The 15627-nt window shown below is 45.8% G+C and carries 12 protein-coding genes; 10 read left to right on the forward strand and 2 right to left on the reverse strand.

The genetic code is table 11. The features are described from left to right. Position 1 precedes the first annotated feature (1 nt). From DB520_RS14980 to DB520_RS15000, 5 genes are all read left to right on the forward strand, one after another. On the forward strand, positions 2-835 hold the full coding sequence (locus DB520_RS14980; protein ID WP_114750522.1) for a phosphogluconate dehydrogenase C-terminal domain-containing protein: 834 nt from the start codon (positions 2-4) through the stop codon (positions 833-835). Then, positions 835-2490: an apiosidase-like domain-containing protein gene (locus DB520_RS14985; RefSeq protein WP_232834996.1), complete on the forward strand. Its 1656-nt coding sequence runs from the start codon at positions 835-837 to the stop codon at positions 2488-2490. Before DB520_RS14980 ends, DB520_RS14985 begins: the two co-directional genes overlap by 1 nt. Positions 2491-2495: 5 nt before the next feature. Then, positions 2496-4262, forward strand: coding sequence for a hypothetical protein (locus DB520_RS14990; RefSeq protein ID WP_157972102.1), 1767 nt, complete (start codon positions 2496-2498; stop codon positions 4260-4262). Next, complete coding sequence (locus tag DB520_RS14995; protein ID WP_114750524.1) at positions 4259-5236, forward strand: nucleoside hydrolase; 978 nt, start codon at positions 4259-4261, stop codon at positions 5234-5236. Before DB520_RS14990 ends, DB520_RS14995 begins: the two co-directional genes overlap by 4 nt. A 304-nt stretch (positions 5237-5540) precedes the next feature. Continuing rightward, entirely contained in the window at positions 5541-6572 is a 1032-nt protein-coding gene (locus tag DB520_RS15000) for a DUF3667 domain-containing protein (RefSeq protein WP_157972104.1), read from the forward strand. An 18-nt stretch (positions 6573-6590) separates the two neighbouring features. Here the strand turns inward: DB520_RS15000 and DB520_RS15005 are convergent, their stop codons facing one another. Continuing rightward, complete coding sequence (locus DB520_RS15005) at positions 6591-7463, reverse strand: SMP-30/gluconolactonase/LRE family protein (RefSeq protein ID WP_114750526.1); 873 nt, start codon at positions 7461-7463, stop codon at positions 6591-6593. A 166-nt stretch (positions 7464-7629) separates the two neighbouring features. Between DB520_RS15005 and DB520_RS15010 the strand changes: the two genes are divergently transcribed. The 5 genes from DB520_RS15010 to DB520_RS15030 all read left to right on the forward strand — a co-directional run bounded on the left by DB520_RS15010 (position 7630) and on the right by DB520_RS15030 (position 13380). Beyond that, entirely contained in the window at positions 7630-9108 is a 1479-nt protein-coding gene (locus DB520_RS15010) for a M28 family peptidase (RefSeq protein WP_114750527.1), read from the forward strand. A 135-nt stretch (positions 9109-9243) separates the two neighbouring features. Next, positions 9244-11598, forward strand: a complete 2355-nt coding sequence (locus DB520_RS15015) for a TonB-dependent receptor (protein WP_114750528.1) — start codon at positions 9244-9246, stop codon at positions 11596-11598. A 3-nt stretch (positions 11599-11601) separates the two neighbouring features. Further along, entirely contained in the window at positions 11602-12537 is a 936-nt protein-coding gene (locus DB520_RS15020; RefSeq protein WP_114750529.1) for a DUF4249 domain-containing protein, read from the forward strand. A 256-nt stretch (positions 12538-12793) separates the two neighbouring features. Then, positions 12794-13000 (forward strand): type II toxin-antitoxin system VapB family antitoxin, encoded by a 207-nt coding sequence (locus tag DB520_RS15025; protein WP_114750530.1) that lies wholly within the window; start codon positions 12794-12796, stop codon positions 12998-13000. Beyond that, entirely contained in the window at positions 12997-13380 is a 384-nt protein-coding gene (locus DB520_RS15030; RefSeq protein WP_114750531.1) for a PIN domain-containing protein, read from the forward strand. Before DB520_RS15025 ends, DB520_RS15030 begins: the two co-directional genes overlap by 4 nt. Positions 13381-13441: 61 nt before the next feature. Here the strand turns inward: DB520_RS15030 and DB520_RS15035 are convergent, their stop codons facing one another. Next, positions 13442-15505 (reverse strand): alpha-L-fucosidase, encoded by a 2064-nt coding sequence (locus DB520_RS15035; RefSeq protein ID WP_114750532.1) that lies wholly within the window; start codon positions 15503-15505, stop codon positions 13442-13444. Positions 15506-15627: the final 122 nt, after the last annotated feature.

Below are 15627 nucleotides of genomic sequence, written 5' to 3' on the forward strand. Positions count from 1 at the left end.
CATGAAGACTAAAGTGACATTGATAGGTGCCGGAGGTAAAATGGGTGTGAGACTCAGCAACAACCTAAAAGACCATCCGGAATATGAAACTTCCTACCTGGAAGTAAGTGAGGCCGGCCTGGAAAGGATGAAATCCATAGGCATTAGCCCCAGCAAAGCTGAAGACTGCATTCCTGATGCCGACCTGGTCATTTATGCCGTACCGGATGTGGCCATTGGCAAAGTTACCGCCAACTATGTTCCTCAAATGAAGGCAGGGTCCATAGGCATGTTCTTAGACCCGGCCGCCCCTTTGGCAGGGCATCTTGCCCAGCGGGAAGACATCAGCTATTTCGCCTCCCACCCCTGCCACCCTTCCGTATTCAATTGGGAGCCTAATGAAAAAGACCATTACGACTATTTTGGAGGGATTGCGGCAAAGCAGAGTATAGTATGCGCCTTGATACAAGGACCCAAGGAGCATTACGAAGTAGGGGAAAAAGTAGCCAAAATAATCTATGGCCCCGTAAATAAATCCATTAAGGTGACCATTGAGCAAATGGGGATCCTAGAACCAGCTCTTTCAGAGACATTCTGTGGGGCTATGATTACGGCACTGAAAGAAGGCGCGGACGCTGCCATTGCCCAAGGGGTTCCTGAAGAGGCAGTTTTTGAATTTTTGATGGGCCACATCAACATAGAATTGGCCTTGCTGTTCAACCAACTTCCTGGGGGGAAATTCTCCGATGCCGCGATCAAGGCAATTGAGATTGGCAAAAAGAAAATCTTCAAAGATAACTGGAAAGAGATTTTTGAACCTGAATCCGTAAAAGAACAAATTAAAGCAATCACCTAATGCGAAAAGGAAATTATTTTCTTCTTGTATTCTTGGCATTCTGTATGGGATGTGAGGATGAGACATTTATAGAAACTGTGGGACAATGGGAACGCTATGAAATCAGCCTAACGGCAGATGGTAGTTACCAGAACCCCTATGTAGATGTAGATCTATTTGCCGTTTTTACCGACGAAAATGGGGAAAGCTATAAACGCCCCGCGTTTTGGGATGGGGAAAACAATTGGAAAATTAGATTTGCCCCTCCCGAGGCTGACCACACCTACTCTTGGGAAACCTTTGCGAATGTAAAGGATAATGGACTGGATGGAAAGATGGGCAAAGTTTTTTCCTCTCCCTATCGAGGGGAAAACGAGCTATTGCAAAAAGGATTTCTCACCCTTTCTGAGGGAAAAAGAAATGTGGTACACCGAGACGGCAGCCCCTTTCTTTTGGTCGGTGACACCCCATGGGCACTGCCCTTTCGGGGCACCACAAGTTCGGTGAGCACCTATGCCAAGGATAGGCAGGAAAAAGGTTTCAATGCTGCGCTGCTAATGACGGTACAGCCTGACCAAGGCGTAGAAGGACCAGACAGCCGGGAAGAGGATGGGGGGTTTGGCAGGGGTTTTCATGATTTAAAGGATGGTCACCTCAATGACCTCAATCCAGCTTATTTTCAACTATTGGATGAGCTTTTGGATATTTTGCATGCGCATGAAATCGTCCCGGTACTCCAACCTGTGTTTCAGGGATATGGATGGAAAGGAAAAAATGCCCTAGGCAAAAACCCCGTTCCCGAGGAATATGTGAGGTACACCAAATATCTGTTGGCCAGGTATGGTGCGATGCCGGTAATGTACCTGGTATCAGCGGACGGTCACGGAAAGGAACCAGGCATAAAAGAGACCGGTGAAATGCTAATGGAATGGGATGCCTATGCACAGCCTAGAGGTATTCATTACAATCCCTTCGACGAGGCCCCTCCTACTGGCTATACCGGAGATCCGGATAATTTTCCCAAACATGGAAACAAGTCCTACCAGGAAGAGGAATGGTTGGACTTCCAATGGTGCCAAACAGGTCACGCCGGTGAGCATATCCTGCATAAGGTAGAAAGAATGTACCATAACTCCCCCACCAAGGCTGTTGCTAACGGGGAGCCTACCTACGAACGCATTGGTGACCCCGATAAAGCCACGGGTTGGTGGCAAGGCCATGAAGCCTGGTCCCAATGGACCTCAGGTGGCACTATGGGTGTGGTGTATGGTGCCGCTGGGCTTTGGAACTGGAAATTAAGAACAGAGGAACCCGATTTTGCGGATTGGTCCACCACTAATGCATCCTGGGAAGAGGCAACCCAATTTGAGGGTAGTGTTTACCCTGGGATTTTAGGCAAAACCCTTGAGGGATATGATATTGCCGATATTGAAATTTCGGATCAGGAAGCATCTGGGGCAAAGGTGCTCCAAAAAGAGAACTCCCTTTTTGTGGCTTACCTTCCCAAGGGTGGAGATCTTACCTTAATGGGCATCAAAGAAAACCTGCCTGTGGTCTTTGTGGATCCCAAGACCGGGGATAGTAACTCTCAAGACCCTACTACAGGCGAGGTAAAACAGACCTTTTCTTTACCGGATGACGAACCTTGGGTAGTACTTATTGGAGAAAAAAAATAGCCAAAATGACCAGAAAAAAACTGAAAGCAGGCCAATTATCCCTATGGTATGAAAACGGTTTTCTCCGATACATCAATTGTGGGGAGCAAGAAGTCATCCGAATGATCAACCATGCTTTAAGGGATCATAATTGGGGAACAATCCCTATGAAAATAGAAGAGGAAGAGATAAAAGAAGACAAAGATACCTTTCAAATCAACTATAAGGCCACCTTTCAACAGGAGGGCATCTCCTTTGCGCTGAAATGTGAGATCAAAGGCAATTCTGACAGTTCCCTGAACTTTACCTATACGGGAAAAGCATTGACCAGCTTCAGAAGAAACAGGATAGGCTTCACCGTGCTGCACCCAGTGGAACCTTGTGTGGGCAACCCCATCAGCATCACACACACAGATGGAAGCACTACGGATAGCCATTTCCCCGTACAAATCAGCCCCCACCAACCCTTTATGGATATAAAGGAAATGCACTGGGGTCTTGAAAAGGGTATTAAAGCCAGTCTCTTGTTTAAAGGGGATATTTTCGAGACGGAGGATCAAAGGAACTGGACAGATGCTTCCTACAAGACCTACTGCACCCCTCTTGGCTTGCCCTTTCCCGTACTACTCAATAAAGGAGAGGAAGTCAATCAGCGCATCCAATTAAAAGTAAGTATCCCGGAAAACCTTTCCTTAGAAAAGAGGGAAGATAATCCTATAGAGATCCGGGTAGATAATTCATCCCCCTCTCCACTCCCGGAGTTTGGGGTAATGCTAAGTACCCTAAACGAACCGGAAATAGCCCAAGCGGCACTGCAGGATCTGGGAGTAGAGTACCTGAGAATAGACCTTGAGCTGGACAAAGAGATCGATGAATCCCCACTGCAACTGAGCAAAGATTTAGGACTTCCTCTGGAATTGGCCATTTTCTCCGATGATCCAGACCTCGCCAAACTAAAGAGGTTAACTTCGGATGCGGGAGAAATCAAAAGGCTGCTCCTTTTCGGAAACCAGGTAAAAGTCACACCCTTGGCATGGTTAAATCATCTTCCTGAGTTGAGAAAGGCCTATCCCAATGTGCAGATTTATGGCGGCACTGATGCTTTCTTCACAGAGTTGAACAGGGAAAGGGTGGATGCAAGCCAATTGGACGGTGTTTCTTACTCCATCAACCCCCAAGTACATGCATTTGATGACCAATCCTTGGTGGAGACCCTATCTGCTCAGGCCTATACCGTGGATTCGGCAAAGGACCTTTACCCCAACAAGGGCATCAACATCAGTCCGGTCAGTTTCCATATGAGGTGGAACCCAAATGCCACTGACCCTGACAAGCCCCTTCGGCACCCCACCCGATGGACGGACGAGCGGCAGTTTACCCTATTTGGAGCCTTCTGGTTTTTGATCAGTCAAAAGTACCTGCATCAATCAGGGGCGGATCACGCTTGCTACTTCGAATTAAGTGGCGACAATGGATGGTACAGACAAATCGGCGAAGGTGCCGAAAAATCCCCGATGTATCCCTTAAGGGATTCCCTAAAACAACTAAAAAAATTGTACCGCAGCACTAGTTCCCAACCATTACTTGTGGATACCATTGCCTTTGAACAAAATGGGGGAATTTCCCTCTTTGTAGTCAATTGGTCCAATAAGGAAGAGAAAGTACAATTACCCGAAGGTTTTATTCCAAAGGAAATGGTCAAAGGGAGTAAATTCGAATGGCAACCCGTATCTTTCCAAGACAGCAGTCTTCCAGCAAATAGTTTAGTTCATTTTAGTAAAGACGAGATATGAATAAGGTCCTGATAATTTTATTTTCGTTAGTATTAATGGTGGGAATGGCAAAGGGTCAGTCTGCTAAATACCATGGAGAAAAAACTGTGGTTCCAAAGGTCCCGCCGAAAGGCGAAAGGATTCCTCTTATCATTGTCAGTGATGCCACCAATGAAATTGATGACATTTGGGCCATTGCATTGGCCCTTTCCTATCCGGAGCGTTTTGATATTAAGGGCTTTGTGGGAAGCAACTACGACCACACCCACCAGGGGGTGGGCACCAAAAGTGTTTGGCTATCGGTAAAAGAAATCTTCACCATCCTGGAAAAAGCAGGCATGGGAGGTGAGTTTCCGGTATTTCCGGGCGGCCATCCTTTGCGTTACGAGTTCGAGCCTGCCAGCAGTGAGGGCATAGATTTTATCGTGGAAGAGGCTATGAAACACACCGCAGAAAAACCCCTTTGGGTAGTAGGGTTAGGCTCTGCCACAGACCTGGCCTCCGCCTATTTGAAAGAACCCGCCATTCAGGATAGGGTGGTTATGTTTTGGCATGCGCGTACCGAAAACACCTGGCCAGAAAGGGCAATAAACTACAATATCAAAGGAGATTTACAAGCTGCCATGATGATGTTTCATGCCCCCTTTCCATTGGTTCTTTTTGATACAGGAACCCACTTGACCGCAGGTCCTCTGGAGGAGACAGAAAGAGAAGTGAAACCCCATGGGGCCTTGGGGGAATATCTGTATGAGTATAGAAAAAAGCACCCCTATTACCTCAGGGAGGACAAAGGATATTTTGATATGGGTGACATTGCAGCCTTATTGGATCCTGATCTTGCCACCTGGGAGGAAATTGAATGCCCCACTGTCAATTACTATATGGATTACAACTTTGAAAAAACCAACGGGAAGATCCTTAGGTGCAAGTACATAGACAGGGATGGGGTCTTCCAGCTTTTCTACGAGGGATTAGCCCGACAATTCGGCGATTGATCCAAATTAAGGTCCGATACACAAAACCATTGAGAGCTTCTTTGGACCTAGAGAGCTTCCTCCTATCTTGTTTTCACCAATCCCTTTTTTCACAAAACCCGCTGCGATCGTTACGATCCCCTTTGCGCCCGTTTCGAGAAAAACGTTTAACCCCGAATACAAATACGGGTTCCTAAAAACACAAAGGTCGAGGACGCCATCTATTTGAAAAATTTCACGCTTGCAAGATGATGGGTTTCTTTCTACTTTTATTTCCGTTGGGCTCCAGCCGCTCAGGAGGGGGTAAAACCTATTTATATCAGTAGTGAAGGATAACAGAAAAACCGAATATTGCCTCAACTGTGAACAGGACCTGTCACAGGGTGAAGACTATTGCCCCTCCTGCGGGCAAGAAAACAAAATCCAAAAAGTGCCGATTGGGGTGTTTTTGGAGGATTTAATTGCAAGCATCCTGAGTTTTGACGGAAGGTTCCTGAGGACTCTGGGACCCTTTTTCTTCCAACCGGGCAAACTGACCATGACCTTCAACAAGGGGCAGCGGAAAAAATACACGCACCCAATACGGCTTTACCTCTTTAGCTCCCTATTTTATTTCTTTATCATAGGACTAGTGATTCCAGCAAATATCCTGGATGATATACTTTCCCAAGACATTACCCTTTATGAAGATGAAACCGGAGGCTTAGATGAACTTTCACCGGGAGAACGGGCTGAGTTGGATTCAGTTCTGGAATTTGGGAGCAGGAATATTCCATTTTTTCCAACATCCGAGAAAACAAATAGGAAGGACACTTTAAAGAAAAAAGTCACTTGGAAAGAATTGCGTTTCCTTTCTCTGGATAAGGAGATCAGCAACCAGGAATTTGCCACTTCTTTGAGCCAAAGTTATTTCCACATTGACCTGCCCATAGGCATAGAAAAAAAGAGGAACTTTGTCGCCAATAGTAACCTCTTTATCGTGCAGTCTGCAAAGAACCTGCCTTTGATGATGTTTGCCCTGCTGCCCTTTTTTGCGTTGCTCTTGAAAATACTTTTTTACAATGCGAAGTTGTACTACATAGAACACCTGATCCATGGCCTTCACCTACATGCCCTGGCATATGTGGTGTATGGATTTTCTATCCTACTGTTTCTAATCCTCGGGCAATCCGATTTTCTTCCCATTCAGTATAGTTTCTATCTAGTATCCCTTTTTGCTTTTATCTCCATCTGGCGGGTACACAAGCAACATTGGCTCAGCACCCTGTTCAAATTCTTGGTCCTGGGGTTTTTGTATATAAGCATTTTAATTTTTGGGGTATTGACGGAGCTATACCTATCCGTGTTGCTGCTCTGACCCTAAACTCACAAAGTCTTAAAAACCAAACCCATGTACAGGGGCACCTTTTACGGGCATTTTGCAGTAAAAAACCGAGCCACTTTCTGGGTATTTTTCCAGTTGATCCTTCCCCAGGTTTTCGCGGGCCGTTGTGATGATAAGGTGATCATTTTCTGGACCTCCAAAGGCACAGGAGGTCACGTGGGGAGCTTCCACCTCAATTTTTTCGAAATTTTCTCCGGTTTTAGGATTCCATGCAAAAACACCGCTGCCACCGTAATGGCCTACCCAGAGGTTTCCTTCGGTATCGGCACACATGCCATCAGGGGTTCCCATTTCCTCAGGTACCTTTACCACAACTTCCCTAAATTGGATATCCCCTGAGGCCTCCTCAAAATCATAGGCCTTGATTTCCCTGCTGGGACTGTCGATATAATAGAGAGTTTTACCATCCAGGGACCAAGCAAGTCCATTAGAAACGGTGACCGGGGCAATTTTGGATTGTGGAATTAAGGTTTTATCGAAACAAAAGAGGCTACCGGCACCTTTTTCCATCTTCACGCTCATAGTCCCCGCCCAAAGCCTGCCCATGGCATCACATGCCCCATCGTTAAACCGATTCAAAGGCTTATCCTCCTCCACCTGCGCCAACCAGTCCAATGCTTCGGTATCTGGATGGAAGCGGGCCAATTTGGCATCTAGGGCCAGTATTAGACTTCCTTTTTGATCCGGGATCACCAGGGTAAGCCTATTTGGAAAGGTCCAGGTTTTCACCTTTTGGTCATTCCATCCATATCGGTACAAAATCCCCTTTTCGATATCCACCCACAGGTAGGATTGCCATGCTGTATGCCAATAGGGCCCTTCGGCCAATATCCCCTTACAGGGGTATAGTAAGGAAGCTATCATAATAATCTTAGGGTTTTGAAGGTTTCATTTACTGTATTCTCAAGATCAAAACTACAAATTCCCCGCCAATTCCTAAAAAGGTAATTTATGGAGGGTTATCCCCTGTTTTAGAATGTACCGTTAGGAAAAATGGTTATATTTGAGGTTTAACCCATTCTGAACTTTCATGCAAAAGCAATTTACCTGGCTCTTATGCCTATTTCTACCTGTATTTCAAAGTGTTGGTCAAAAGGCGGCCATAGAGGAAAGCGTGGATAGTGTAGAGGCTATTTCCCATTTTACCTTTTTGGCCTCGGATGAATTGAAAGGCAGGGACGCGGCGAGGATGGAAATAGATATTGCTGCAAGGTATATTAAGGAGCAATTCAGAAAATATGGTGCAGAGTCAGTAGATACATTAGGGGACTTTTACCAATATGTGCCTTTCCGACAATCCGCGCCCCCAAAAAAGGGAGAGGTGACTTTTTTGGATCACACCTTTACCCATGGTGATGATTTACTGGTATTGGATGGCCCGGATATCGATGAAACCCTGCAGATGGTATACTTGGGATTCGGTTTGGAAGAAGATTATGAGGGAAAAAATGTGGAAGGTAAAGTGGTGGTGGTCAAGGTGGGAGCACCCAATCGCTTTGCCCCAACGGACATGTTTGCCTCGGGGCGAGAAAAAATGCGACTGGCCCGAAACAAAGGTGCTGCAGGGGTCTTAGAGCTTTATAATGCCCCCAGCACACCTTGGGGATTGGTGGTTAATTTTCTAAATCGGCCACAAATGACCTTGGATGAAAATCCCGACGAGGAGGCAGCCCTGCCCTACTTATGGGTCAAAGATACCGGAGGCGAGTGGGTGAAAAAAATAGAAGGTAAGGAGCTAGAGGTAAATCTGGCAGTGGAAGGAAAAGTAAACCGCAAGATCCAAGGAAGAAATGTGGTGGCCTACATCCCAGGAACTGATCCTGAGTTAAGTACCACTTATGTGATGCTTTCTGCACATTACGACCATTTGGGAGTGGGTCGCCCGAATGCGGAAGGCGACTCCATCTATAACGGTGCCAGGGACAATGCCGTGGGCACGGTAGCATTAATCAATGCGGCGAAATATTTTGCCAAAAACCCACCTAAACGATCCATTCTCCTTTGTGCTTGGACCGCAGAGGAAAAGGGATTGCTGGGATCTGCTTATTTTTCAAAAAACCCCATGGTATCCCTAAAGGACATCATTTATAACCTCAACATTGACAATGCCGGCTATAACGACACCTCTGTGATCACTGTTATTGGGCTGGGTAGAACCTCCGTGGATACCCTGATTAAAGAGGCTGTAGCCGAATTTGGCATAGAAGCCATCCCCGATCCAGCACCGGAGCAGGGGCTTTACGACCGGTCGGACAATGTGAATTTTGCACGGGAGGGAATCCCTGCACCCACCTTTAGCCTGGGATTTACTGCCTTTGACGAAGATGTTGCCAAACATTACCACCAACCTTCCGACAGAACGGACAATTTTGACATGGATTATGCCCTACTTTACTGGAAGGCTTACTTACTTTCTGCCGAAAAGATAGCCAATGAAATCGATCAACCCCTTTGGGAGCCAGGTGACAAATATGAGGAGGCGGCCAAATCTCTTTACGGTTTACCTTAACAAAAATAATTGTTAAATTTTGGCGAAATTTTTTTATTATTAATTGTTGATATCACTTTTTACTTAAATTTGCTGGTAAAAAAGTGGCATTGCCCTCAGTAGGTGGGTGGCGTCATTCTGCACCTAGTACCACTGATGAAAAGGGGAATTTTTATTGCAATAGTCAGCATTTATTGTTTACAAAATGCTTATGGTCAAAGGGTAACAATTAACGGAACCATCCGTGAAGATGGGACCGGAGAACACCTTATTGGAGCCAATGTTTACGACAGGACAGCGCAGAGAGGCGCCACTTCCAATCAATTTGGATTTTATAGTTACACCACCACCTCTACAGATTCTGTGGATCTTTATTTCAGCTATATCGGCTTTCAGACCCAACGAGTTGCCTTCGCTGTAAGTAAAGATACTGTCCTTCACATCCAATTAATTCCTGATGGCCTGCTAGAGGAAGTGGTCGTTTCTGCCTTAAGCATGGAACAAGTTCAGGAAACCACAAGAATGGGATCCATCAACGTGCCCATCAAGCAGATCAAGGAGCTGCCTGCACTGATGGGGGAAGTGGATGTGTTTAAGGTGTTGCAGTTACTGCCAGGGGTTCAATCCGGTACGGAAGGGGCCAGCGGGCTTTACGTAAGAGGTGGAGGGCCAGACCAAAACCTGGTGCTTTTGGATGGTGTCCCTGTATATAATGCGGCACACCTTTTTGGTTTTTTCTCCATTTTCAATGCCGACGCCATCAACAATGTGGAATTGATCAAGGGGGGATTCCCCTCCCGGTATGGAGGCAGGTTGTCTTCGGTGATTGATGTTACCATGAAGGAAGGCAATATGCAGGAATTCAAAGGGGAAGGCTCCATCGGCATCATTGCCTCTAAACTTACCGTAGAAGGCCCCATAAAAAAAGATAAAACCTCCTTTTTATTCTCGGGAAGAAGAACCTACCTTGACCTTTTAGCCAGGCCAATTATTCAAGCCAGCTCTGGGGGAAATGAATCAGTGGGTTACTATTTCTACGATCTTAATGGCAAGATCAACCATAAAGTGAACGACAAAAACAGGATCTACCTGAGTATGTATTCGGGGGATGACAAAGCCTATTCCCGCTTCAGCAACTTTTACGTCAACAATAACGAGAGAACGGACTACAGAGATGAGTTTGGTCTGAGTTGGGGTAATTTTATCACCGCCTTGAGATGGAACAACGTCATCAGCAGCCGTTTTTTTAGCAATTATACTTTCACCTACAGTAAGTATAATTTTGATCTCTTTAATGAATATAACGAGCAGGTCACAGGAGTGGGCAAGAATGAATCCAATACCTATTCAGAACGCTACTTTTCCGGCATCAGGGACTGGGCCGCCAAGGCAGACTTTGAGTATATCCCCAATCCAGACCATTATGTACGATTTGGCAGCAACGTAATCCTTCACCGCTTTTCCCCTGGTGTATACGCCAGCAGGAGCAGCCGCCAGGAAAATGATCTGAGGCTAGGGGCCGATGAGTTGAATTCTACAGAATATGCAGTTTACGTAGAGGATGATATCCGGTTGAATGACCGCTTAAAAGCCAATGTAGGGCTTCATTATTCCGGTTTTTTTACAGAGGGGCAGCACTATAATTCCTTGCAGCCCCGTATAGCCGCCAGGTACCTGCTAGATGAATCCACCTCTATTAAAGCCTCCTTTGTCACCATGGCCCAGTTTATTCACCTGCTGACTAATGCCGGGTTAGGGCTTCCCACTGACCTTTGGGTGCCAGCAACGAACCAAATTGGGCCCCAGCGGGCCATGCAGGCTGCCATTGGAGTGGTAAAAAACATTAAGGGCTTTGAGCTTAGCGCAGAAGCATATTATAAAACCATGGATGGCCTGATTGAATACCGGGATGGGGCCACTTACCTGAACTTGGACCAAGACTGGCAAAACAAAGTCGCGGTTGGTGAGGGAAGAAGCTACGGCCTGGAGATGTTTGCGCAGCGAAAAGTGGGTAGAACTTCAGGATGGTTGGGATATACCCTTTCCAATACCGAGAGAAGGTTTGATGAAATCAACTTTGGGGAATGGTTTCCCTATAAATATGACCGCAGGCACGATGTGAGTCTTGCCATCACCCATGACTGGAAAGAAAACAGGGACTTTTCCTTGGTATGGGTATATGGGACCGGCAATGCAGTTTCACTCCCCACACAAAGGTACGAAAGCCCTGAATTCAATAGGTGGGGAGGAATGCACAGAAGCAATATCAACTTTTATGAAAGCCGCAACAATTTTCGGAATAGGGCTTACCATAGGCTGGACCTCAGCTTTAGTTGGTGGAAAACCAAGCGCTGGGGAGAAAGGAAATGGACCTTGGGGGTCTATAATGCCTACAACCGCCTCAATCCCTTCTTTATGGACATAGGCTATGATAGGGGAGGAAACCGTAAAGTCCTTCAATACAGCCTTTTTCCCATGATCCCTTCTTTCTCCTACGGTTTTAAATTTTAAGCGATGAACAAGCAACTGCACTATAGTATATCCTTTTCCTCTTTGGGAATACTTATTTATTTCTTAAGTGCCTGCGAAACCGTGGTGGATGTAGAACTGCCCTTTGAAGCACCCAAGGTAACCCTCAATGCCCGCTTACAAGCCGACTCCATTCCAAAGGTGAGATTAACCCTGAGCAGGCATATTCTGGATAACGATTGGAACTTTTCCCCAATCCCCAATGCTCAAGTCACCCTTACTTCCGGGGAAGAAACCTATTTTCTATCCTATAACCAGGATGAGGAACAGTACCAATTGCCATCACTTCGGCTTCAGGCTGAAAAAGAATACACCGTTAGGGTCAATTTGGACGGGCATGAGCAAGTAGAAGCTACGGAAAGGATCCCGCCCAAGGTTCCCATCCGTTCATTTACTGTGAATGGTGTAGTGGAGAGAAATGAATGGTCCAGGGACGATGATGTCACTTTGACCTTTCAGGATCCAGACGGGGAGAATTTCTATGAGATCAATGCCTATACCCTTAGAACCAGTACCTTTCCCAACCAACATGGTGAAGAAGTCACCTTCGTGGAAAGATATCCACTGTACCTGCGACCCAAAAATCCCGCCTATGAGAGAGACTATTATGTGGGTGGTTCCATACTGGTCGATGACAAGTTATTCGATGGAAAGGAAGCAAACATAGATCTGTTTACGGGTGGGAATTTCTTTACCGATTTCGAAGTTGAACATAATTATGAAAGTATGCAGGTTATTACTGAGATCCATTTTGAACTGAAATCAGTCACAAGGAGCTATTATGATTTCTCAACTACCTATGGCCTTCAGTATTGGAACGATGGGGATCCTTTTGCCCAACCTGTCAGGGTGTATTCGAATATCAAAAACGGTTATGGAATTCTGATGGGTAGTGCTAGTGATGTATACAAGGCAAAGTAATTCAGTATAATATATTTTCATACAAATCGGTTCAATATCCCCCTAGCATAGGTCCCAACAGCAAGATCTACAGTGAATTGAGCAAATTTTTTTTACTGACTATTACCTTTATACGATTACCTATCGTATATTCGTTTAAAAGAGTCATGAAATCGAGCCTGTCCTGACGGCAGTCAGGGCATGACGCAAGCGACAAACGGAGGGATGATTATCGTTGCGAGATTCCATATGACCGCTAAAAAGAAATTATAAACAGATGAAAGTAACAGCCATTATTCCGGATGATCTGATTAAGGAAGCCATGCAGGTCTCCAAAAGTGAGACCATAACAGAAACGCTAAAGATTGCTTTAACTTCTTATATCAGGTCTCAAAAAATCAAACAAATTGGTGCTGCCGTATTAAAAGAGCCTTTGGAGTTCAAATACACTCCCCAAGAACTTAGGGATCTTAACAGGAAATGAAGGGCCTAGTTTTTGACACTTCTGTTTGGATTGAATATCTGAAAGGCAATCCTTCCTATTTTTTCAATTGCCAAGAACTTCTGGAAGAAGGAAAGGTATGTGGGATAGCCTTAATCTTTGCAGAACTCCTTCAAGGAGCCAAAGGAAAAAGGGAAATAGGCGTTATTCTCGATTTAGTAAATTCAATTCCCCTACTTGACGAACCTCAGCTAATTATAGAGGCAAGCATAATGTCCAACCGCCTTAACCTCATCAACCATGGCGTGGGTTTGATTGACGCTGTGATCATTCATTCAGTGAAGAAAAACGACATTTTACTATGGACCTTAGACAATAAGGTCAGAAAAGTTATTGGTTATGAATTTTTATTTAATTTGTAGGTTATTTCTTTTTCTAAGTATTTATTCCGTTTGTAAGTCTCTCATCCTTTGGCTCTTGATATTACTCAATAGCACCCTCCGTCACCACTCCCAACTCCGCAAAGCTGGCTGGCTCACCGTCCAGGGTGTCGATGGCCCTTAGACGTATATATCTGGCATTGACCGGATCTATCCCCAACTCTTGCAAAACAGGACTATTGGCGATATTGCCAAACTCCCCTTTTTTCACTGTTTCCCAGTTCCGGCCATTTCTGCTTACCGCAAACTCATACTCCTTTATCACCCCTGCAATGTACCTGTTTTGCATGGGCAAGTAGGTGAATCCTTTTAGCCTATAGGTTTCCCCCAAGTCCACCACGGCCTCATTGTTCTCCGAAACAAAGTTGGTCCTAGGGTTTTCGTCTATAAGGTGCTCTGGGTTTTTGCCCTTGCTGATCACTTTCCATGCTGCTTTTGGGATATCCATTTTCTGCACCAATGGCTCACTTATCTCCTCACCTTCCAGGGCTGCTGCTTTCAGTACCGAGGGCGAAGCCACCATAAATGGGCCTTCGTAGGGGGTACTTTCAGGACTTGGGTCGGTTCCGTCAAGGGAATATACCATTTGTAAATTTTCTTCTGCCGGTATTAAGGTTACTCTTCCACTTTTGTCCCTTTCCACAGTAGGTGCCAATAGGAGTTTTGGCGCACGATAAAGTGCAAGGTTGGCAATGGTTGGACTGGCCTTGGCATCCAGCACCCTAAAACGTACCCCTTCCACCTCTTTCTCATCCAGCCTCAAGATACGCTTATAGCCCACAGTAGTGCCTTCCGTCCAGGTTACCCATTCTCCGTCCATCTTGGCCTCAATTTCAAAGGCTTTTATCCTTTGGCCAAGTGGGATATGTTCCTGAACCAATAAGCGATTCACAGCAGTGGGAGAAGGAAATTCGAAAGTCAGATCTCCTTTTACCTGTCCGTCGGGGGTGGACCAATAGGTGTCCAGGTTCCCGTCCAGAGCCTGGTCCACCCCAAATCCCCTGCCCCTGGAAATTGAGGCATGGCTTTGGTTTATAGTTTGGATAAGGTCATCTTTAAAATCCTCCTGAATCTTGGCATATAACTTCTCTACCTGTTCCACATCGTTTTCATGGATCAGACCCCTCGTATCCACTGGAAAGTTCAAGAGCAAACTGCTGTTTCTCCCTATGCTGTAATAGTATATATCCAACAGTTCCGGAAGGGATTTCACCTTATGGTCCTCATAGGGGTGATAGTACCAGCCTGGACGTATGGAAACGTCAGACTCCGCAGGCACCCAATGGGTGCCATTTTCCTGACCTGCCGAATATTTTTCGCTGTATTCCGGCATGCCTCCGTAGATGGAATCCCGCATAAGATTTGACCAGGTAGTCTCATAGGCAAATCCGTGTTCGTTGCCTACCCATCTCACATCCGGCCCCGCATCTCCAAAAATCACCGCATCAGGCTGCAAGTCTCGGATGATGGAATAGGTATTTGGCCAGTCGTAATAGGTCTTCTTGTCCACCCTTCTATCTTCATTGGCACCTCCATAATAACCGGTACCGCCATTTGCCCCATCAAACCAAACCTCGAAAATATCCCCATACCCCGTCAGGAGCTCCCTGAGCTGTTCTCTGAACACCTCAATATAGGCATCGTTCCCATACTCCGGGTGGTTTCTGTCCCATGGAGATAGGTACACGCCAAATTTAAGCCCATGTTTTTCACAAGCCTCTGCTACCTCCTTTACAATATCGCCTTCCCCATTTTTGTAGGGAGAATACGCAATACTATGAGAGGTGGTTGAGGTAGGCCAAAGGCAAAAGCCGTCATGGTGCTTTGCCGTAATGATAATTCCCTTCATTCCATTTTCCTTTGCCACCCTAGCCCATTGATTTGCATCTAAGGCCGAGGGATTAAACTGGACAGGATCCTCCGCACCTGTCCCCCACTCCATATTGGTAAAAGTGTTCATATTGAAATGCACAAACATATAAAATTCCATGTCCTGCCATGCCAACTGGCGCTCACTTGGAATGGGCATTACAGCACTCGGGGGATCCACCGATCCACAGGCAAGAACAAAAAACAAGGGAAAGCAGCAAGCCAATCGAAAGGTCATAGTTAAATAGGTAATTGGAAGGCCAAAAATACACAAATCATTAATACCTGAAGGAAAGGCCCCTGATTTTTATAGTGGAAAAAGGGTTAAGAGTGGGAAGCACTTAATTGGAGAAGAGCGGT

This window comes from Pleomorphovibrio marinus (genome assembly GCF_003347495.1).
In the GTDB taxonomy this organism is placed as follows: Bacteria; Bacteroidota; Bacteroidia; order Cytophagales; family Cyclobacteriaceae; genus Pleomorphovibrio; species Pleomorphovibrio marinus.